The organism is Bremerella sp. P1 (assembly GCF_028748185.1).
Classification (GTDB): domain Bacteria; phylum Planctomycetota; class Planctomycetia; order Pirellulales; family Pirellulaceae; genus Bremerella.
On record NZ_CP118164.1, the window covers coordinates 4,782,026 to 4,801,844 of the forward strand.

Genomic DNA, 19,819 nt, shown 5'->3' on the forward strand with positions numbered 1-19,819 from the left:
ATCATCTGTTAGTCAGATAGTTGATCTCGGTAAACCGTAATCGAAAAAGTTTCGTCTTCTTTCGGTTTTTTTTCGTCGTATTGCAGGTCGGAACAGATCGCGGATCGTTCGCGTTGTTCTTGCTTATTACCGGCCAGGCCAGCGAAGCATTTTTAGAACGACCAGATGCGCGGAATCAAGACGATCGCCGTAACGGCAATCAGGATGGCCAGGGGAATACCTGACTTGAGGTAGTCGCGCGGTGTGTAACCGCCGGGGCCCATCACCATGAGATTGGTTTGATACCCAATCGGAGTAAGGAACGCCATCGACGCTCCGATGGCAATAGCCATGATGAATGGTCGTGGGCTCATGTCGCCTTGCTGGGCAATGGCTACCGCGATGGGTAGTAGCAGAGCAGCGACGGCCGTGTTGGTGATCGTTTCGGTAAAGACGACCGTCAATAGATAGATGACGATCAGTAGGATGAACGGATTGGTACCGACAGCGGCGACCAGGCCTTCTGCAATCATCTGAGCCGCACCACTTTCCCAAAGTGCATTTCCCAAACCCAACGCTGCGGCAATCGTCACAATCACCTGCAGGTCGAGCGCACTGCGTGCTTCGGAGGCGGAAAGACATTGGGTTAGGATCATGAGAGCGGCAACGGTCAAGGCAGCGATCGCAGGACTGCTCAAACCGCCCGCAAATCCCAACCCAGAAAAGACCGACGTGAGACACAGCCATAGAATCAACAAGATCATCAGCCCACCGGAGATGAGGGCTCGATCGTGACGGCGCGGCTCGGCATCGTCGACACTGCTGACCAGGTAGAAGTCGCGATTGTTTCGATGCTGGGCAATGAAGTCCGTGCGAGTTTGCAGCAGCAGCGTATCGCCTACTTCGAGTTCGATATTACCAATCTTGTTCGGCAAACGCTGTCCGTTGCGATGCACGGCGACAACGGCTGCGTTATAGAGCTGGCGGAAATTGGCCTTCCGAACCGTCGTGCCGATCAAGGGTGATGAAGGACTGAGGACGACCTCGGTCAGGTGACGCTGGACGCGCGACTGCGGATGAAACTCGTAGGTACGGTCTGCTGCGGGAATCAGCCCGGGTATTTTCTCGAGGTCGACAATCGTATTGACCAGCCCAGTAAACACGAGTCGGTCCCCTGCGCGGACGAAGTCGCGAGGTGTGACCGGCGTGATGATGTCGCCATCGCGGTCGATTTCGATCAGAAAGAGTCCGTGTAGATTACGAAGGCCGGCGGCTTCAACGGTTCGATTAATCAACGGGCAGTCGGGCTGGACCATCATCTCGACGAGATACTCACGCTGCTGGTCTCCGAGCAGTTCCATTATGTCTCGTTTGCCAGGCAGAAACCGTTGCCCAAGGATCAGCATGTACACGCTGCCAATCAGGGCACAAGGAATACCGATCCAACTGATTTCAAAGAAGCCCATCGGTTGAACGTTGGGGAGTATCTTTTGGCGGCTGACCAGGCTCGCTTCCAGGCCGGGAAGTTCATCCGGAGTTGCCACCGCGATCTTGGCCTCGAGTTCGTTAATTTCATTCTCAACAATCGCAACACTGTCGCGCAGCTTTTCATTTACGACCAATGTCGTGCTCGTACCGATGAGCGTGCAGACACCTCCTAGAATGGTCAGGTAACTCAGCGGAAGCAGCAGTTTGGAAGGGGACAGATTCCTTTGGCGGCACCAGTCCAGGATGACCGGCATCATCATGGCGACCAGGGCCGTATTCAGTACGAACGCGGTCGAAATAACGATCGGACCTGTAAGCCGGAGCAGGGCAGAGCGTTCGTTGGTCGCGCGTCCCAGGATTTTGGCGCCGATCCAATCAAGCACGCCGGTCTTTCGAAGTCCCGCCGAGACCACCAACAGACCGCTGATGGCAAGCACGGCCCGGCTGGCAAAGCCGCTGATGGCTGTCTGAGGGGAAATTACTCCGAATAGCGTTACGAAACAGAGAGCCAAAAGGAACAACAAATCGACTGGGACACGTCGCGCAAATTGGATTCCCAGAAATACCGCCACGGTGGTGGCGATGGCAATCCAGGGATGGGCGGCTTGCAGGAATTCCATGTCGGCGAGTTGTTGTTCGGACGCTAACCGTCCATCAAAGGGGTGAAGTGAGTGCGATTTGTTATTGTCGGGAGGAACCCGCCGGGCGGTAGTGGGGCTTCTTTAGGTTTTTTCGACCAAGGAGGGGGAGCATCCCCTGTGAAAAAAGGTGCGGAATGTGACGGCACTCGGTTTATTCAAAGTTCCTGACTTATCTAATGGGCCTAATGGGTTCATTTTGAATTCGTCGATACCCTAGTTTAGCTAAACTACCCACCAAATACGCGAGGCAAGGATTGCCTGACTTTGCTAATCGCGTTCTTTCAAAATACTCTGGGAGGATACAGAGACATGACTTGCCGCATTTTCGCCGGATTGGCCGTTCTATTCTTATTGGGATTTTGTGCGGGCTCCGAGGCGAGAGCTGACCATTGCGTCGATGCAAAGAACGTTGTCAGCGTTCAGCTTACCCCTGAGTTTCATCCCGAAGTGGAGTTTCGCATCGCGGAAGCTCTCAAGCGACCGCCGATTGACTGGAGTGTAGCGCGCGATCATACGTTCGCGGAAAAGTCTGAGCCCGTTAATCAGGGAGAACTCGCGGTCGAAATGATCTCGCAGTGGGAATCCCTCCTGGCCAACCCGATCTATGCCGATTTTCAGGACTCAATCGACGCTCACTTGCGATCGATCATTAAAGCCGAATTCGCGGCACAAAAGGTAAGCGAACAGCCTCAGGCTGCGTCGATTGTTTCCATGGACGGGGAGTTGGCCGTGGAACAAGAGATCCAATGGGATGACTTGCCGCAAGTTAATACTGGCGAAGATGTTATGGCTTTGATCGCGTCGGATGAATCCGAGTTTCCCCTCGATCCTTACGGTTACGATGAGTACAATAACTACTTCGAGCCAGAAATCTATGACTGGTTCGTGTTCGTAACTGACGACCTGACAGTTGTTTACGTTTACGAAAACAGCGACATTCTTCCCAATAAAGTCGATCCTGTCCTGTTGGCCGAAGAGAATGCCCAACCGGTTGTCCCCGAAGCATTCCAAGTCTTTGTGCGGGAACAAGTTCGAGTGATCGCATCTGGCGAGATCGCCTTGGCTGACGTGGTATCGACCTTCCAGCAGCATTGGGCTGCCATCACCGAGCCGGTCACGATTGCTTCTCTCCGCAAAACGGAGCTTCTACCGGCGCATCGGGTCTCGCAGCTGCAAGATTTGCTGCGATTTTAGTAAGTCAATTGCTGAAAGTAGTTTATGTTGTAGTATGCAAGGGAGTTAATGCTCCCTTGCTGCCGTTTCCGGCACAGTAATTTACCCCAATATGGGGATGCCTGCAGGAACGACCCGTTTCATCTATTTTCCCAAAATGTTAATCCAGCTAAACTTAAGCGGATTCGCTGTTTTTTGGTGGCGGTATTTGCAGGCGGGAAATAGAATTAGGGTTCAGACTGGGCCATAATCCTTGCGCCAACGCTATTTCAGGATAGATTTGGCTGACGGGATACCCGTTTAGATCCAGCTGACCTGCGGCCATTTCGGAACAGAGTCGCTACGAACAACACTTCTCACCATTTCTTTTTTGGAGTTTCGACTATGCCTAAGCGTGAGCACTTCGAGCAGTGTCTCTCGGCATTTTTGGCAATCGGGCTAGCCGTACTGATGGTGGCTCCCGCCGCGGCGGAAGATGCCACCCGTGTCGCAACCTATCAGCAAGCTGCTGGGCCCCGCTACTTCGCCATGAGTGTGTCTTTGGACGAGAAGCCCGAAGCCAGCCCATCCGAAGTTGTGGTGATGGTTGACACTTCTGCCAGCCAGGCAGGTATTTACCGAACCGATTCGATCGCCACGGCCAAGGCCTTGATGGCTGCCCTGCCATCGGATTGCCGCGTTCAACTATTCGCTGGCGATATCATGGCTGTCCCGATGACGACGACCTTCGTTTCGCCGCAAGGTAGCGAAATCTCGGAAGCGTTTGCCAAGTTGGAGAAGCGTGCTCCCCTCGGCGCAACGGACCTCGCATCGCTAGTTGAAGACGCCGTTTCGGTCTTCACGAAGTCAGGCAAACTAAACCGTTCGATCGTCTACATCGGCGATGGCAATAGCAAAGCGAATTTCCTTTCGCCAACCGAGTTTGAAGAAGTCGTCGCAACGCTTCGTGATAGCAAAGTGGCTTTCAACTCGCTGGCTATCGGACCAGAACGTAACATCGAAATCTTGGCGACCTTGGCAAATCATGCCGGCGGTATCGTCGAAGTCGACAATCGTGAAGTGCCAGCCGAAGGCGCCGGCGTGAAATTGGCTGCTGCCGCCACGACTCGCGTGATTTGGCCGGCCTCGGCTAAGTTCTCGGCCAATGTCGTGGAAGTCTTTCCCAAGCAATTCCCGCCGCTGCGTGCGGACCGCGATTCGATCGTCATTGGTGTGCTCGACACCGATGGCGAAGTGAGCGTGGCAGTCAAAGGTAGTGGTGCTTTCGCACGTACCTGGGCTGCCGAACCTGAGGCTACCAACGATGATCAAGCCTACTTGCCACAACTGATTGAGGTGGCTCGTAAGGACGATGGGCTGAACTTGCCAACGGTTGGTTCGGCTGGTCTTCGTGAAACGGCCAGCGTGTTGATGGCTTCCGCCGAACAATACGCAAAGTTGGCAAATCAAGCTCTGGCTGCCGGCGACAAAGTGGGAGCTGCCCGCCTGGCGAAAGCCGCACTGGAAATCGATCCAGGGCATCCACGAGCTCAAGCCGTCGCCAAGGCTGCTGCTAAAGCCGAGGAAGAATCGAAAACCGAGGAGAAGGCTCCCGTTGATCGCGGTGCCTCGACCGGTCGCAATCCGTTTCAATTTGTCGCTTTCCAGAACGATGGTTCCGGCGACTCGGCCGCACCTCTGACGCTCGGCGAAGATGACGGTCAATTCCTGAACGAAGTCGACCTGAACACGATCCGCAATGCTCGTATCATCGAAGCGGAAGTCACCAATCGTTTGGCCGCCGCTCGTGGTCAAATGAGCACCGACCCTGAGGGAACTCGCGACGCTTTGAAGCTACTGCTTGACAATGTCGAACGTGCTCCTGATCTCAGTGCCGATGTTCGTGCCCGTCTGCGTAATCAAATCATTGCCGCAATTCGTGAGTCGTCTGCTCGTGCAGTGGAAGTGGAAGCACGTCGTGCCGAAGCAGCGGAACGAGAAGCGATCGCACGCGAACGGATCGCCCTGACCGAACAACTTCTTCGCGATGAAGAACGAGCTCGTGTCATCATGGAAATGTTCGATGCGTTGATGGACGAAGGCAAATACACCGAAGCACTGGTAAGTGCTCAAGAAGTCCGAGCGATGGATCCTTACAACCAGGCGGCTGTCGCCGGTGTGGAAATTGCGGACATTGTTGGCAACTATCGGTCGATGATGGCCCTGAAAGAGCTTCGCTATCAGCGAATGGTCGACACGCTCTTTGAAGTCGAAAAATCGCACGTTGCATTCCCAGACGAACCGCCGATCGTATACCCAGATGCTGAATTCTGGGAAGAGATCTACTACCGCAAAGAGAAGTATGGTTCGGTCGACCTGGCTTCGACGGGAAGTGCCGAACAAAAGATCTTCCAGCAGTTGGAAGCTGAAACCAAGATCCAGTTCATCGATACGCCGCTTGAAGAAGTGGTCGGTTATCTGAAGCAGTTGCACGGTATCGAAATTCAGATCGATAACCGAGCACTGGAAGACGTCGGTCTTTCCACCGATACGCCAGTGACCCGCAACATCGAAGGTATCTCGCTTCGCTCCGCTCTGCGACTGATGCTGAAAGAACTGGACCTGACCTACATCGTTGCTAACGAAGTGCTGATGATTACCACTCCGGAAGAAGCCGAAAGCGAACTGATCACGAAAGTGTATCCAGTGGCTGACCTCGTGCTGCCTGTTTCGGCTCAGATCGGAACGCTCGGTGGCGGTGGTCAAGGCGTCAACGGCGGTGGTGCCCTGGGTAACCAAGGTGCTGGCGGTTTCGGTGGCGGTGGCCAAGGTTTCAACAACGGTGGTGGCGTGTTTGCCGTGGCTGACGAAAAAGCCGTCTCGAAGGTTGAAGACGTTAAGGCCGTCAAAGAAGCAGCTGCTGATGTTTCGGCCAAGCCAGCTGAAGCTGAAGAAGAAGCTTTCATCCTCAAGGTCAACGAAGGCGAGACTCGTCTTCAGGCTTGGGAACGAGCTTTTGACTCGGAAGTGACGATTCCTGCAATCGCCGTGCGAAGCGAAGTTCGTCGAGCGATGGCCTCGAAACGTTACAGCGACGTTACCGGAATCATTCAGCTCGCCTTGCGTGATGGTCAGCTTCAGCCTTGGATGTACGAGGCAATGGCCCTGGCAATGCAACTGGATCACGCTCCGAAGCAAGATATCGAACGTGCTCTGATGAGTGCTATCGATTTCTCGAGCGGTCCTAACCACATGCTTGTCGTCGCTTCTTTGATGTCGCGATTGGACTTGGATGCCCGAGCTTTGAAGCTCTACCAAGACGTGGCTCAAATGGAACCACTCCGGCCAGAGCCTTATTCCTGGGGCTTGAAAGCTGCCAAGCGTCTGGAAGATAACGAAGCAATTCGCTGGGCCTGCATTGGGATTCTCTCACAGGAATGGCCGAAGGAGCATCTTGATATCCGTCAGGAAGCTTTCAATACGGCCAAGGCACAACTTCAGCAGTTGCTTGCCAACAAGAAGAATGATGTCGCTGAGAAGTTCAGCGAAAACATCCGAGAAGCACTGGTTCGCGATGCGATCGTGAAAGTGACCTGGTCGGGTGAATCCGATCTCGACTTGATCGTGGAAGAGCCTAGCGGCAGCGTCTGTTCGCAGCACAATCCGCGAACCATCTCGGGTGGTATCTTCCTCGGGGACGCCGTCTCGTCGCTGGCTGATGCTGGTACGGATGGTGCCTACGAAGTCTATGTTGTCCCCAAGGGTTTCAAGGGTGACTACAAGATGCTGGTTCGTAAGATTTGGGGCGATGTGACTGCTGGTAAGATCACCGTGGACGTGTTCACCAACTACGGTACGGAAGACCAACGCCACGAGCGTCAACAACTGGAGCTTGGCAAGGATGGTGCCCTCGTGACGTTCACGGTGCCGGAAGGCCGTCGTAAGGAGAGCCTGTCCGAGCAACAAGTCCAGGTCGCTGTGGAAACCCAAGCGGCAATGACTCGTGAGCTGGTCGCAGCCAAGCTGAACAATGCTGCCGAAGGTTCAACCGCATCCGAAGAATATGTTGCTGATGTGAACGACGGATCGAACGATTTCGTTCGCCGCGTCCGTAATTCGGTTGGTTATCGCCCGGTGATCACGACGCTTCCCGAAGGTACGAACTTCTCGGCATTCGCCGTGGTTTCGGCCGACCGTCGTTACGTGCGATTCAACGGTACGCCGTTGTTCTCGTCGATCGGTGAAGTGATCTCGTATACGTTCCAGGGTACGAACACCGGTGCGATGGGGAATACGGGCGGCAATACGGGCAACATCTTCTAAAGAAATGCCCTACGGGTTCGGGGTAACGTGCCCGAACCTTTTGGTTGCTCTTCGTCAAAACGGTGAAGTCGACCGTCGACTAATTAGTTACGAATCAAGCCGGGTATCGCGTCGAGTGAGAGATCATCGACCTGCCCGGCTTTTATTTTTTCTATCGCGATCGCGCCCAGGACGGCGTTATCCGTGCACAGGTGCATCGGCGCGATTAGCAGCTCTCCGCCGGCTGCCGAGACTTCTTCTTCCAGGGCAGCTCGGAATCGCTTATTGGCAGCCACGCCTCCGCCGACACAGATCCGCTGAATTCCCGTCGACTTCATTGCCTGCATCGTCTTCCCCACCAGGCAATCGACGACCGCCTGTTCGAAGCTGGCGGCAATATCGGCCTTACGTTGTTCGCCGATCTCCAACGATTTGAAGTCAACCGCTCCGGGGCCAGCAATTTCGTAGCGTACTGCCGTCTTTAGCCCACTGAAGCTGAAGTCGAGTCTGGACGAATCCTTGAGAAACGGGCGGGGAAATGCGTAGGCGTTGGGGTCACCGTTCAAAGCGCACTTGGAAAGGGAGGGTCCACCTGGGTAAGGTAAACCAAGCATGGAAGCGACCTTGTCGAACGATTCGCCTGCAGCGTCGTCGATGGTGCCGCCAAGGGGCTGGAAGTCGAACGGACTCTTGCAGTGGTAGATCGTCGAGTGACCACCACTAATGATCAGCCCGATGCAGGGAAAAATTGGCTTTTGGAAAGCAACCTGGCAAGCATAGATATGCCCCTGCAGGTGGTTAATGCCGATCAGCGGCTTGCCCAGTAGCCAAGCCAAGGTTTTAGCCGCGGTAACGCCTACGAGAAGCGAGCCTGCGAGCCCTGGCATGTTGGCGACGGCAATGGCATCGATATCCGTCAGCTCGATATCGGCTTTCCGAATTGCCTCGTCAATGACGGGCAAGCATCGTTCCAGATGGGCCCTGGCGGCGATCTCCGGAACGACACCGGCAAACCTCTGATGAAGCTCATCCTGCGAAGCTACGACCGAGGACAGGACCTGTAGATCGTCGGTGATAACGGCTGCGGCAGTCTCGTCGCAGGTCGATTCAATCGTCAGAATTTTCATCGCTTGGGCGTGCGGTTCAGGAAGAAGAAATCGCCGCCTTCAGGTGTTCGAGCCCTTTGCTTAACACCGGGTCGATTTCAGAAAGTTCCGGTTGTGGGGCAGGCGGGTGTGGAATGATCGTATCCTGATCTCGCAGTCGACGGTAGGTATGGTAGGCCACTTTCTGTTCTCGGCTCATCTTCACGTCCATGCCATCGTCGGGGGAAACGCCCCACTTGTCGCTTTCGGTATCCCCTTCAAAGCGGTGGATCTTCTCGCCGCTGGGGCGCTGGTATCCAGCAGTTGTAAGCTTTAAGGCGCTCTTGCCTTCCTCTAGCTCGATGATGTTCTGAACGCTGCCCTTGCCCCAACTGCGTTCGCCGATAATCGTTGCTCGATCGTGGTCTTGTAGGCAGGCCGAGAGTATCTCGCTGGCACTAGCGCTGTAGTGGTCGATCAGAACGACCATGGGGAAGTCAGGCAGTGTCCCGTCCTTCTCAGCGGTCCAGACCCGTTTCGGTGAATTACGTCCTTCGGTGCTGACGATCTTGCCTTCGTCGATAAACATGTCGCAGATCTCAACCGCAGAAGTGAGAAGACCACCAGGATTCGATCGAAGATCAAGCACAAGCCCCTTCATGCCGTCGTCTAACAGTCGGGTGATTGCCTGATGCAAATCGTCGGCGGTGTGCCGGCTGAACGCCGAGACCCGCACGTACCCGATCTTGTCGGCGTGATCGAACATGAAGTCCCAGTTGCCGCCTTCCAGCCGTTCGTCACCCAGGACCGTTTCGATCTGGACCATTTCGCGGCGGACATTGACTTTTTCACTGCTGAAGGTGCTCGGGTGATAGACCGTCATCGTAACTTCGGTGCCGACCGGGCCTTTCAGCTTCTTGATGGCATCGTCAATTGAAAGACCCTTGGTCTCTTCCCCTTCAATGTGGGTGATGCGATCGCCGGCAATAATCCCGGCCTCGTAGGCCGGTGTACCAAACAGAGGACTGGTCACCACCAATTGCCCGTCCCGTGTTGAAATTTGAATGCCGATACCGCCGAATTCACTTTCCACGCCGGTCTTAAAGCGTTCGAGATCTTCCGGGGCGATGTAATTGGAATAGGGGTCCAGCTTGGAGATCACTCCCCGGATGGCTGCCTCCATCAACTCTCGGCGATCTACGTCTTTGACGTAATTCCGATCGACCTGGTCAAGCGTGTCCGCGAACAGCTGAATCAGCTCGACGTATTCTTCGTCGACGTTGGCGTAGACATTTTCGGGATCGGTTGGGTCTTCAGTCTTCGCGACTTCCACAGCGGATGCGAAGTTGGACGTTCCAAGAGTAAGAATCAGAACGAACAGGAAGCGGTAGTTCCACGGCATGGAATGACATCCTCACCTGAATGATTGTTGGACTTGCGCGAAAAGGATCGAACAGCGCGCAATGATGACCTGGGAGAAATTATAGGACCCAGGGAAAAATGCGGCAATTGAAAGACTGGCGGCTGGCGACTAGAAGTCGTACCAAATGCCGAAGCCGATTTGCTGCTCCCACTCGTCGTAGAACGAGTTTTGCGTGCTCTCGCCATTGTGATAATGGAATCCTAGGCGAAGGGTTCTGCCAGGAATATCACCGACCCAGGCCCAACCGGCCTGCACGACAAAGCTTCCACCGAAGTTCACTTCCTCGCGAAGTTGGCTTCCGACTGCAACGAAAGGTTCGCCCCACGGGCCGGTACGCTCGTTGGGGGCCCACTCGATACCGAATTGGAATTCCCAAGGATCGGCCACTTTGTGATAGAAGGCCCAACCCACTTCTCCGTACACACGTAGCCGTGTCGTGAAGTAATACGAATGCCCAAAGATGATTAGGTCATGGGCATAATTCAAGCGATCGAATCCAGGGTTCTTGAGCAGAAACTCGTCGCCAAGATGCGAACTCAAGTGGTAGTAGCCAAAACGCGAACGATGACGCGGGTCGGCGGCGTAGCTCCAGGTGAGTTGCGTACCGGCGCGGAAATCGGCTGCGCGGACGTCCACGTCTTCCGGAATGTCGAGACGGACGTGTGCTGAGCCTTCAACATCCCATTGAAAACCATCGGAGAGAAACGTCGAATCACGACCGTATCGCAAGACACCAAAGCGACCACCCAGGTTGCCATCGAGCATCCAGTTGTCGTCGGTAATCTTGATGAGATGTGCCGCCAAACGAGACTCTTTTTGCCCGGCCAGATAGGATTTGTAGACCATTCCGGCGGGAAGGACTGTCCATTCGTACGGAGCGTTTTCGTCGACCATCGCGATCGGTCGCTCGTAGTACGACTCGGTATAAGTAGGTTCGACCCACTGAGCTTGGCTAGGACCGGGCTGATTGATCATCGTCAATCCGCCATCGATAACGGGTTGTCCAAGAGGGCTCTCGTAGGCAACCGCCTGGATTTGAGGTGCCCGTTCATCTGTGGGAAAATCAAGAATGGGTTCCAGGTACTGGGAGCGTTGTCCCGGGAATATATTCGTTGGGTCCGGCCAGCCGAGTCCGCTCTGCGCACGAGCCAGCGAGGGCAGTGCGAGACTGCAAAGAATCAGAATGAATGCGAACCGGACGTGAAATTTCATCGCAAGGTGGGGAGTACCTGATAGCATTTTGTTTAATACATCCGCGATAACCATGCTTATCGGCACAATTGGGCATCGAGGATGACAGCGAAGTGTAGCGAGGTGCGAAGCGGACCCCAAGATCACTTTTTATCAAAATAGTGCATCGGTAAACTAAATTCGAGCACTCGTAGTTTTTAGACAAGAAACGGCTTCTATGGTTCTCTTAGAGTTCAGTATGTCTCCTCTCAATAAGGGAGATTCGGTGAGCGAATACGTCGCTCGAAGTTTGAAAATTATCGCTGCTAGCGGGCTCGATTACCGCTTGCACGCGATGGGTACGATCATCGAAGGAGAAATTGATCAGGTGCTAGCTGTGATGCAGAAGTGCCTGGAGGCGATGGCCGAGGACTGCGATCGCGTGACGTGTACAGCCAAGCTGGACTATCGCCGAGGTTATCAAGGTCGCCTCGAAACGAAGGTGAACAGCGTATTGGCAAAGGTAGATGGTTCCTTGAAGACGATTCAGCCACCCAGTAAGTCGGAATAGGAATCGACATCGGTATGGAAACGCCTGAAGTAAACGTCGTTGTTGTGGGGGGCGGCATTATCGGTCTGGCGACCGCTCACCAGATCATGCTGCGTTTTCCCGATCATCAAGTCATCGTGCTTGAGAAAGAGAAGGTGCTCGCCCAGCACCAGTCGGGGCGTAACTCGGGGGTACTGCATTCAGGGATTTATTACCAGCCAGGCTCGTTGAAGTCGATCAATTGCCGGGAAGGGCGATTGGCAATGCAAACCTTCTGCGAGCACAACGACATTCCCCACGAAGTTTGCGGAAAGGTGATTGTCGCCACCGAAGAAAATGAACTAGGCCGTCTCGACGAGATCTACCGGCGGGGCCATAAGAATGGCGTTGATTGTGCCAAGCTGAACGCGGACCAATTACGGGCGATCGAACCGTATTGCCGCGGAATCGCTGCTGTCCACGTTAAAGCAGCTGGGATCGTCGACTATCGTCGCGTCTGCTTTCGGCTCTGCGAGCTGATTCTCGAGAATGGTGGCGAGATTCATACCGATACGCAATTGCTTGGTGTGTCGAACGTCAGCAACCAAATTGTGATCGAAACCAGCAAGGGAGCGTTTCAGACTTCGCTTTTAGTAAATTGCGCCGGCCTGCAGAGTGATCGAGTTGCAAAGATGTGTGGGCATCAGCCTGAAGTGAAAATCGTTCCATTTCGAGGTGAATACTACGAGCTTTCCGAGAAGGCAGAGCATCTGTGTCGGAACCTTATTTACCCCGTTCCCGACCCAGCGTTTCCCTTTCTCGGCATCCATGTTACGCGAACGATTTTTGGAAGTGTCGAATGCGGCCCGAACGCGGTTCTGGCGTTTGCTCGCGAGGGTTACCGGAAATGGGATGTCAACTTGCGAGATCTGTGGGATGCCGTGGGATATCGTGGTTTTCATAAGCTTGCCGCCAAGCATTGGAGTGTCGGCTTCGAGGAGATTCGTCGTTCCTACTTCCAATCCGCGTTTCTTTCCTCGCTTCAGCGTCTGATTCCAGCTGTAAGGGGTAAAGATCTTATCGCTGCCCCCGCCGGTGTTCGAGCTCAGGCCGTACGCAAGGATGGGACCCTGGTCGATGACTTCGTCTTCCAAAAGGAAGGGAATTTCATTCACGTTCTAAATGCTCCCAGCCCAGCTGCGACCGCTTCGTTGAATATTGGAGCATTCATTGCCGAGCAGTCGGCCGATGTTTTGAACACTTAGGTGCGAACCTCAAGGTGCCCAAAGGGGACTAATGCGTTCAAATAAGGAAATGAACGAAAGAAAGAAGGAGGCGTTATGAATCGCCGTCAGTTAACGCAGTTGGGAGTTCCGGAATATGCTTTGACCGAAGCCGTTAAAGCGGTGTCGTGTGCGGCCACCACGCATGGTTTGCGTGGCGCTGACTTGAAGCGGCAGGTAAAAGAAGTTCTTGCTGCGCCGGACCACTTTGTAAATGATCCGTGCTACGGACCGTTTGCCGCTGCGCTAACGGAAAACCAGACGGTTGAGCCGCTTCACGAAAAGGTCGAATACCGCACCTGGGGTGACGACATCGAAGAGATGGCTCACGCGCAGATGAGAGAAGCATGTAAGTTGCCGCACGCAGCAGGTGCTGCGCTTATGCCGGATGCGCACTTGGGATATGGTCTGCCGATCGGCGGCGTGTTGGCTCTGGAAGGGGCCGTTGTGCCGTACGCGGTGGGTGTCGATATCGCATGCCGCATGAAGCTCAGTGTCTTGGATATGAAGCTGGAAACGCTCGATTCTCGCTTTGATGACTACTGCCGTGCTCTCGAAAAGGGAACGCGGTTCGGCGTTGGTTCGGTTCACAAGAAGCCGCAGCAGCATGACGTCATGGACGAAAACTGGAACATCACCAAGGTGACGCGCCAGTCGAAGGACAAGGCGTGGCAGCAGTTGGGTACGTCTGGTTCAGGAAATCACTTCGTAGAATTCGGTGTTCTGACGATTGGCGAAGGTGGCGTGTCGGAAGATTCGTTCGCCTTGGACCCGGGAGAATACGTTGCGCTGTTGAGCCATAGCGGAAGCCGTGGTGCAGGGGCAGCCGTTTGCAGCACCTACAGCAACATTGCGCGTACCAAGTTGCCGAAGAAGTATGAATCGCTAAAGAACCTGGCATGGTTGACTTTGGATAGTGAAGAAGGTCAGGAGTATTGGGAAGCCATGAACCTGATGGGACGCTATGCAGCAGCGAACCATGAAGTGATCCACCGCCTGGTAAGTGAGCTAGTTGGTGCCGAGATCGTTGCTGGCGTCGAGAACCATCACAACTTTGCCTGGAAGGAGTTGCACGATGGACGTGAAATGATCGTCCATCGAAAAGGCGCAACTCCTGCCGGCAAGGGTGTACTGGGGGTTATTCCTGGTTCCATGGGTACGCCTGGATTCGTAGTGCGTGGTAAAGGAGAAGCGAGTAGCTTCGACTCGGCCTCGCATGGCGCAGGTCGTTGTATGTCGCGAAAGAAGGCGAACGATACGTTCCGCATTCAGAATACGCGGCAGGAACTGAAGGAAAAGGGCGTACACATCCTGTCGGCGGGATCGGATGAAGTCCCTGGAGTCTACAAAGACATCCATGAAGTGATGGCGTCTCAGAGCGATCTGGTCGACATCATGGGGCGCTTTGATCCGAAGATTGTTAAAATGTGCGGCGACGGAAGCCGGGCCGAGGATTAACTCGGCCTCAGGCTTCAAGCTGCTTCTACGCAATTGCCCCTAGTCGATTTCCGGGATTGGGGCATCCTTCTCAATCTTCTCCCCTTCCCAAATCGCAATGCCATCGGTGTACGTCAGCACGCGATGCTTGCTGTTGGGAGCTGGCATCTTGCTTTTGGGCGGCAAGAATCGACTGAGTTCTTCCACCACCGCTGCGTATTTCTTATCGCCTGCGATGTTAGTCCACTCGTTGGGATCGGACTGCATGTCGTACAGTTCCTGCGAACCATCAGCGTATTGAATGAAACGCCAATTCTCGGTGCGGATGCCATGATTGTCATGGTTGTGGGTTGTAATCGCGGGGAACTCGCGTTTCGTGTTCGCATTCTTCAACTGCGGAGTGAGCGAGTGCCCTTCCAGTCCTTCAGGCTGCTGCAACCCAGTCAGATCACTCAGGGTTGGATAGATGTCGAGTAGTTCCGCAGGTTGCGTGCAGCGCTGGCCAGCGGTGACACCAGGACCGGCGAAGATAAGAGGGACGCGGGTACCGTCATCCCACAACGTATTCTTGCCGGTGATCTCTTTCTCGCCGATGTGCCAACCATGATCAGACCAGAGAACGATGATCGTGTTGTCCGCATAGCCGTTTTGCTCGAGTGCAGCGATGACACGACCAATCTGGGCATCGACAAAGCTGGTGCAGGCAAGGTAACTGCGAGTCAGGTTCTTCCACTGGTCGGCTTCCTTTAAGAACTTCAAGCGAGGTTCAGGCAGCTTCCAGTGCAAATACCAGCTAAAACGTGGTGTATCGGCGCGGTCGTCAGCGATGATCTCTGGGACTTTTAGCTCGTTTTCGGGATGTAGATCAAACCACTCTTGCGTCGCGTAACACGGGACGTGAGGCAGGAAGAAACCCACCGACAAACAAAACGGTTCTTGGGGCTTCTCATTAAGCGTCTTTACTGCCCACGACGCGACGTGGTAGTCCCCTTTGTCTTCATCTTTGTGAGGAAAGACACCCCAGTCGACTAGTGGATGGGCGGCCGGTGTTTTCACTAGTTTTTGTTTGGGCTTCACTCCGACCGAGGCTGGTGGACCAAGGACTTGGAACTCTTGGTCGTTCTTCTTGCGACCATATCCGCCGTGGTAAATCTTGCCTGTCGAATAGTTGGTATATCCATTGGCATGAAGATGCTGCGGCAGTGTCACCAGGTCAGCAAGTTCCGGGACATCACGAAACCAAGGAGACAGACCATAAATACCGGTCGACGAGGGACGACGGCCGGTCATGAGGCTCGTTCTCGAGGGATTGCACAATGGGGATTGGCAATGGGCATTGAGAAAAACGGTTCCGCGCGATGCAATGCGATCGATATGTGGTGTCTTGGCCTGCGGATGCCCGCCCAGACAGCCGATCCAGTCATTCTGGTCGTCGATAGAGATGAATAATATGTTGGGTTTCTTGGCCTCATCTGCCTGGACCACGGCGGTACTGGTCAAAATCAAACAGAAGGTGAAGCAGAGAAAGGTACGCATGAGGTTGCTCTAGTGTGAGGGATGATAGAAGAATTCGGAGAGAGGAATATTTATTTTAGACCATCCGCGGACAGGAATCGAGCAAGCAAACGTATTCTGGCTTCGAACGAAAAAAGGCTCGATATCTTTCGATATCGAGCCTTGATTTGGCTTCTTGACGGCGGCTTCTAGTTGCCCATGCCGATCTCTTCACCGGCCGCATTGAGGGTTGGCTCTAGTTCGGCGTAAACCTTATCGAAGATGCCATTCGAGTAAGGCAGAGCTGGGTTTTCTACCCAAGCGGAAGCACGTGCCTGCTGATCAGGAATGTGCAGCATGTTGTAAGGACGGAAGTAGTAGTAGGTCTTGGGGTAAGCAACATACGGGATGTGTGGGGTCATGTTGCCAGGAGCGTGCCAAGGGGATGGCAAGCAGTGGCGAGCGTAGAAACCGCCATGGCCGTGACCACATCCGTGGCAACCGCCATGACATCCACCATGGCAACCCAGGTTGCAGCCATGTGCTTTGTGGCAACCGCAAGAGTTGCAGCCGCTATTGCAAGTGCCACAGCCGCTGTTGCACGAGCTGCAACCAACATCACAAGACGTGTCGCTGCCGCAACCTACCGTCGTGTAGTCCTCGTGAGCGTTATACGAGCTCTTGCTGATGGTACTGTTGTTCATGCTTTGCAGCTGTATTGGTTTCGGAGCTGTTGGCATGGGTTGGGGGCTGACGCTATCCGAAGGAGAGACGTCTTGAAGCAGCGAAAAACCGCCATTTCTGGAGACGGTCGCGACTTTGATCGGCGTTTTGACCGCTGCACGGTTGGGTTCATAACCCACGGCTTTGATCATTCCGCCACCAGTTTGCTGGCTTAATTGCGATGCTGGCATGACACCCAAAATAACGACAACGGGCTCAGCTTGCTCAGCAACAACAGGCTGCTGAAGTTTCACGACGGGGGCAGGTGTGCCACCCTCAGCACCGAGAAGTACGGCAGCGATAACAAATACGGTGGTCATGGTAACTCAACCTTTGTTGGAGGATTGAGGGATGTGAGTTGGTGTCATGCGCAATGAACTGCGTCGTTGTTACGTTCGGCACTTTCCGATCCCTCTCTACGAAATTATCGTCTCGTCCGGTTGAGTCGCCGTAGAGCTCCTATTTTAACACGCAGTAATTGTTATAAGTAATAACTAGAGTCTAATCCTGACTCCCCAGCTGGCGTATGTTGCGCGGAACAACCCGTGTATTCCGAACGAGGTGTCATTTGAAGAACAATTCGTAATAGGGGCAAATACGGCTCAACTATCACAATCGGAATATCCGAAACCATAAGTGATCCACGTTCCGCCCTGACATCGGGTGGCGGGCGAGAATGACCCATTTGTATGCAGTCTTGCCGATCACGACCGTTTCCAACCAGCGTATGTGGTGGTAGGTATCCCATGAAAAGCTTCTTCCAACTTACGATTCAGTATGGCGGTCGTACGGCAATTGCCGCGGCCATGGCTGGGGCATTTGCCCTTATGCCAGCAGCTGCTCAAGCACAAATTGCTGCTGAACTGCCCGGCCCGCGAGACGAACAACTCATCGAGAAACCTAATGAATCGGTCCTGATGAAGGAATCGAACCTGATTCAAGAGGTTCTCGAGCCGGAACTCATCTTCCGCGTCGAGCCCACTCGATCAAAGATTCTGAAAACGAAACTACCGATGACTCGGGTGGCCATCACCAGCCCCGACATCGTGGAAATCAACGAATTCAGCACCACCGAGGTGGAAGTCATTGGCTTGAAGGCCGGTGAAACCACGATGACGATTTGGTTTGCTGCTCCGGACGGAACTTCGACCGTTCTTCGCTACCTGGTTAAGGTGGCTGCGAACACCGAAGAACAACGTCGTGCTGAAATTGAATACGGCAAGCTTGAAGCTCGCCTGAATGAGCTGTTTCCTAACAGCATTGTTCAGCTGATTCCGGTTGCCGATAAGCTGATCGTCCGCGGCCAAGCTCGCGACGCTCAAGAAGCGGCACAAATCATCGCTGTTCTCGGTGGTCAATCGGTCGACCAGGCTGGCAATCTCAATTTGGGAGCCAACTTGGGTACAGCAGCCGTCCTTCCTGGTGCGGAAGACCTGCGAACGACCAGCATTATCGACTTACTTCAAGTCCCTGGCGAACAACAGGTGATGTTGAAAGTTCGGATTGCTGAACTTCAACGCACCGCAGCTCGAAACCTCGGTTTCGACTTTAGCGTCAGCGGCAACGAATACGACGTGGCCCATATTATTGGTGCCGGAGCCGGTAACCTAACGGCGATTCTCGACGGTGGTGATGTTGAACTGTTCCTGCAGGCGACAAGCAGCAACGGTATGGCCAAGATCCTGGCCGAACCAACGCTGGTAACCATCAGCGGTAAATCGGCCAACTTCATCGCTGGCGGTGAGTTCGCTGTGCCGACGGCCGTTGGTGTGGGTGGTATCGGTGCGGTTTCGACGACCTTCCGAGGCTTCGGTACGCAACTCGCATTTACCCCGACCGTTCTCGACAAAGACAAGATCCGCCTACAGGTTGCCCCATCGTTCAGTTCGATCAACTCGAACAACACGGTCGATGGTATTCCCGGCCTGGATATCCGAGGTGTCACAACCACCGTCGATCTGCGAGAAGGCCAGTGGCTTGCCGTTGCTGGGTTGATCCAGGACGAACAAGCAGGCAGCCGAATTCGTCTGCCCGGTATTGGCGACATTCCTCTGATCGGTGCAGCCTTTGGTCGTCAGACCACGACTCGTGAAGAAACCGAATTGGTTGTTCTCGTCAGCCCAGAACTGGTTCATCCGATGGAAGTCGAACAGCTTCCACTGTTCCTGCCTGGTACTGATGTCACTGATCCAACCAATAAAGAGTTCTTCTGGCATCAGCAGATCGAAGGCCGACCTGGCTACGATTACCGCAGCACGGTATGGCCAGCGATGCGACACCAGATTCATCACGAGAATCACGAGATCCTGAAGGCACAGCGACATGCTCGCAAAGCCAGCCGACACTACCACGAGTGCGAAGATTATTACATCTCCGGACCACAAGGTTTTTCCAACTAACTAGGCCCAAAGGTGGTAAGACCCAGCACCTTTTTCGTTCCCGCAACGAATCCAAATTGAGGATAGTCAAGATGACCCTATTCAATCGAACTGCTGGAGGCCTGACGCTCGCCCTGGTGGCAGCTGGCCTAGTTGGTTGCCAAGGACCAGGTCGAATCGAGCCAGCTCCTCCGACCATGTTGGGTGCCTCGGTTGATGAAATGAACCGCACTCAGGAACTTAACGCTGAAGCAGCTAAGTACGTTGTCTACCAACATGAGTTCGAGCCGAACTTCATTGAAGGTAAAGGCGACAAGGACGCTTGGAAGCTTAACGATTACGGCGAAGACCATCTGAAGCAAATCGCTGCGAACCTTCTTCGTGGTGACGAGCTTCCAGTGGTAGTCGAACGAAGTCAAACGTCGGCCAAACCTGGTACGGACTACCAATACCCAGTCCACTTTAATGATGAGCTCGACGAAAAGCGTCGACGCTGTGTCGTGGCCGCACTCACCGCAATGGGTGTTGCTGACGCCGAAACACGTGTCGTTGTGGCACCAGCCTTCTCGGAAGGTTTGATGAGCAGTGAAGCTGCAGCAGCTTACCAACGTGGTATGTCCTACGGCGGTGGCTACGGCGGCGGCTACGGTGGCGGTTTTGGCGGCGGTTTTGGCGGCGGCTTCGGCGGCTTTGGCGGCGGCTTCTTCTAATCGAGGAAGCCTCGCTGGCGGTAAT

13 protein-coding genes are annotated in these 19,819 nt (G+C 54.2%); 7 read left to right on the forward strand and 6 right to left on the reverse strand.

Annotated features, from left to right (window positions below; translation table 11 throughout):
• Window positions 1-152 precede the first annotated feature (152 nt).
• Window positions 153-2,087 (reverse strand): SLC13 family permease, encoded by a 1,935-nt coding sequence (locus PSR63_RS20085; RefSeq protein WP_274327464.1) that lies wholly within the window; start codon window positions 2,085-2,087, stop codon window positions 153-155.
• 330 nt (window positions 2,088-2,417) lie between these two features.
• On the opposite strand from PSR63_RS20085, the gene PSR63_RS20090 reads away from it, so the two are divergent.
• Entirely contained in the window at window positions 2,418-3,302 is an 885-nt protein-coding gene (locus PSR63_RS20090; RefSeq protein WP_274327465.1) for a hypothetical protein, read from the forward strand.
• 363 nt (window positions 3,303-3,665) lie between these two features.
• Window positions 3,666-7,583 carry a hypothetical protein gene (locus PSR63_RS20095; RefSeq protein WP_274327466.1) on the forward strand — a complete coding sequence of 1,306 codons (3,918 nt, stop codon included), beginning with the start codon at window positions 3,666-3,668 and terminating at the stop codon, window positions 7,581-7,583.
• An 83-nt stretch (window positions 7,584-7,666) separates the two neighbouring features.
• Here the strand turns inward: PSR63_RS20095 and tsaD are convergent, their stop codons facing one another.
• The 3 genes from tsaD to PSR63_RS20110 form a co-directional block, all read right to left on the reverse strand.
• Window positions 7,667-8,689 (reverse strand): tRNA (adenosine(37)-N6)-threonylcarbamoyltransferase complex transferase subunit TsaD, encoded by a 1,023-nt coding sequence (gene tsaD, locus PSR63_RS20100; RefSeq protein WP_274327467.1) that lies wholly within the window; start codon window positions 8,687-8,689, stop codon window positions 7,667-7,669.
• Between the two features lie 16 nt (window positions 8,690-8,705).
• Window positions 8,706-10,049, reverse strand: a complete 1,344-nt coding sequence (locus PSR63_RS20105; RefSeq protein WP_274327468.1) for a S41 family peptidase — start codon at window positions 10,047-10,049, stop codon at window positions 8,706-8,708.
• Window positions 10,050-10,178: 129 nt separating this feature from the next.
• Window positions 10,179-11,045 (reverse strand): DUF1207 domain-containing protein, encoded by an 867-nt coding sequence (locus PSR63_RS20110; protein WP_274327469.1) that lies wholly within the window; start codon window positions 11,043-11,045, stop codon window positions 10,179-10,181.
• A 433-nt stretch (window positions 11,046-11,478) separates the two neighbouring features.
• On the opposite strand from PSR63_RS20110, the gene PSR63_RS20115 reads away from it, so the two are divergent.
• The 3 genes from PSR63_RS20115 to PSR63_RS20125 all read left to right on the forward strand — a co-directional run bounded on the left by PSR63_RS20115 (window position 11,479) and on the right by PSR63_RS20125 (window position 14,510).
• Window positions 11,479-11,811 carry an MTH1187 family thiamine-binding protein gene (locus PSR63_RS20115; RefSeq protein ID WP_274327470.1) on the forward strand — a complete coding sequence of 111 codons (333 nt, stop codon included), beginning with the start codon at window positions 11,479-11,481 and terminating at the stop codon, window positions 11,809-11,811.
• Window positions 11,812-11,825: 14 nt separating this feature from the next.
• Entirely contained in the window at window positions 11,826-13,034 is a 1,209-nt protein-coding gene (lhgO, locus tag PSR63_RS20120) for an L-2-hydroxyglutarate oxidase (RefSeq protein WP_274327471.1), read from the forward strand.
• Between the two features lie 75 nt (window positions 13,035-13,109).
• The gene (locus PSR63_RS20125) at window positions 13,110-14,510 is read left to right on the forward strand and encodes an RtcB family protein (protein ID WP_274327472.1); all 1,401 of its coding nucleotides are present in this window, start codon (window positions 13,110-13,112) and stop codon (window positions 14,508-14,510) included.
• A gap of 39 nt (window positions 14,511-14,549) precedes the next feature.
• On the opposite strand, the gene PSR63_RS20130 is transcribed toward PSR63_RS20125, so the two are convergent.
• Complete coding sequence (locus PSR63_RS20130; RefSeq protein ID WP_274327473.1) at window positions 14,550-16,025, reverse strand: sulfatase; 1,476 nt, start codon at window positions 16,023-16,025, stop codon at window positions 14,550-14,552.
• A 167-nt stretch (window positions 16,026-16,192) separates the two neighbouring features.
• On the reverse strand, window positions 16,193-17,026 hold the full coding sequence (locus tag PSR63_RS20135; RefSeq protein WP_274327474.1) for a hypothetical protein: 834 nt from the start codon (window positions 17,024-17,026) through the stop codon (window positions 16,193-16,195).
• 426 nt (window positions 17,027-17,452) lie between these two features.
• Between PSR63_RS20135 and PSR63_RS20140 the strand changes: the two genes are divergently transcribed.
• Together PSR63_RS20140 and PSR63_RS20145 are read left to right on the forward strand one after the other, a co-directional pair.
• Complete coding sequence (locus PSR63_RS20140) at window positions 17,453-19,105, forward strand: type II and III secretion system protein family protein (RefSeq protein WP_274327475.1); 1,653 nt, start codon at window positions 17,453-17,455, stop codon at window positions 19,103-19,105.
• A 71-nt stretch (window positions 19,106-19,176) separates the two neighbouring features.
• Complete coding sequence (locus tag PSR63_RS20145) at window positions 19,177-19,794, forward strand: hypothetical protein (RefSeq protein WP_274327476.1); 618 nt, start codon at window positions 19,177-19,179, stop codon at window positions 19,792-19,794.
• The last annotated feature ends 25 nt before the right edge of the window (window positions 19,795-19,819 follow it).

Bases quoted from the DNA above. Each gene is read 5' to 3' on its own strand.
- PSR63_RS20105 (WP_274327468.1), bottom strand. From the start codon at position 10,049: ATGCCGTGGAACTACCGCTTCCTGTTCGTTCTGATTCTTACTCTTGGA.
- lhgO (WP_274327471.1), top strand. From the start codon at position 11,826: ATGGAAACGCCTGAAGTAAACGTCGTTGTTGTGGGGGGCGGCATTATC.
- PSR63_RS20095 (WP_274327466.1), top strand. From the start codon at position 3,666: ATGCCTAAGCGTGAGCACTTCGAGCAGTGTCTCTCGGCATTTTTGGCA.
- PSR63_RS20145 (WP_274327476.1), top strand. From the start codon at position 19,177: ATGACCCTATTCAATCGAACTGCTGGAGGCCTGACGCTCGCCCTGGTG.
- PSR63_RS20090 (WP_274327465.1), top strand. From the start codon at position 2,418: ATGACTTGCCGCATTTTCGCCGGATTGGCCGTTCTATTCTTATTGGGA.
- PSR63_RS20085 (WP_274327464.1), bottom strand. From the start codon at position 2,087: ATGGAATTCCTGCAAGCCGCCCATCCCTGGATTGCCATCGCCACCACC.
- PSR63_RS20110 (WP_274327469.1), bottom strand. From the start codon at position 11,045: ATGATCAATCAGCCCGGTCCTAGCCAAGCTCAGTGGGTCGAACCTACT.
- PSR63_RS20135 (WP_274327474.1), bottom strand. From the start codon at position 17,026: ATGACCACCGTATTTGTTATCGCTGCCGTACTTCTCGGTGCTGAGGGT.
- PSR63_RS20125 (WP_274327472.1), top strand. From the start codon at position 13,110: ATGAATCGCCGTCAGTTAACGCAGTTGGGAGTTCCGGAATATGCTTTG.
- PSR63_RS20140 (WP_274327475.1), top strand. From the start codon at position 17,453: ATGAAAAGCTTCTTCCAACTTACGATTCAGTATGGCGGTCGTACGGCA.
- tsaD (WP_274327467.1), bottom strand. From the start codon at position 8,689: ATGAAAATTCTGACGATTGAATCGACCTGCGACGAGACTGCCGCAGCC.
- PSR63_RS20115 (WP_274327470.1), top strand. From the start codon at position 11,479: ATGGTTCTCTTAGAGTTCAGTATGTCTCCTCTCAATAAGGGAGATTCG.
- PSR63_RS20130 (WP_274327473.1), bottom strand. From the start codon at position 16,025: ATGCGTACCTTTCTCTGCTTCACCTTCTGTTTGATTTTGACCAGTACC.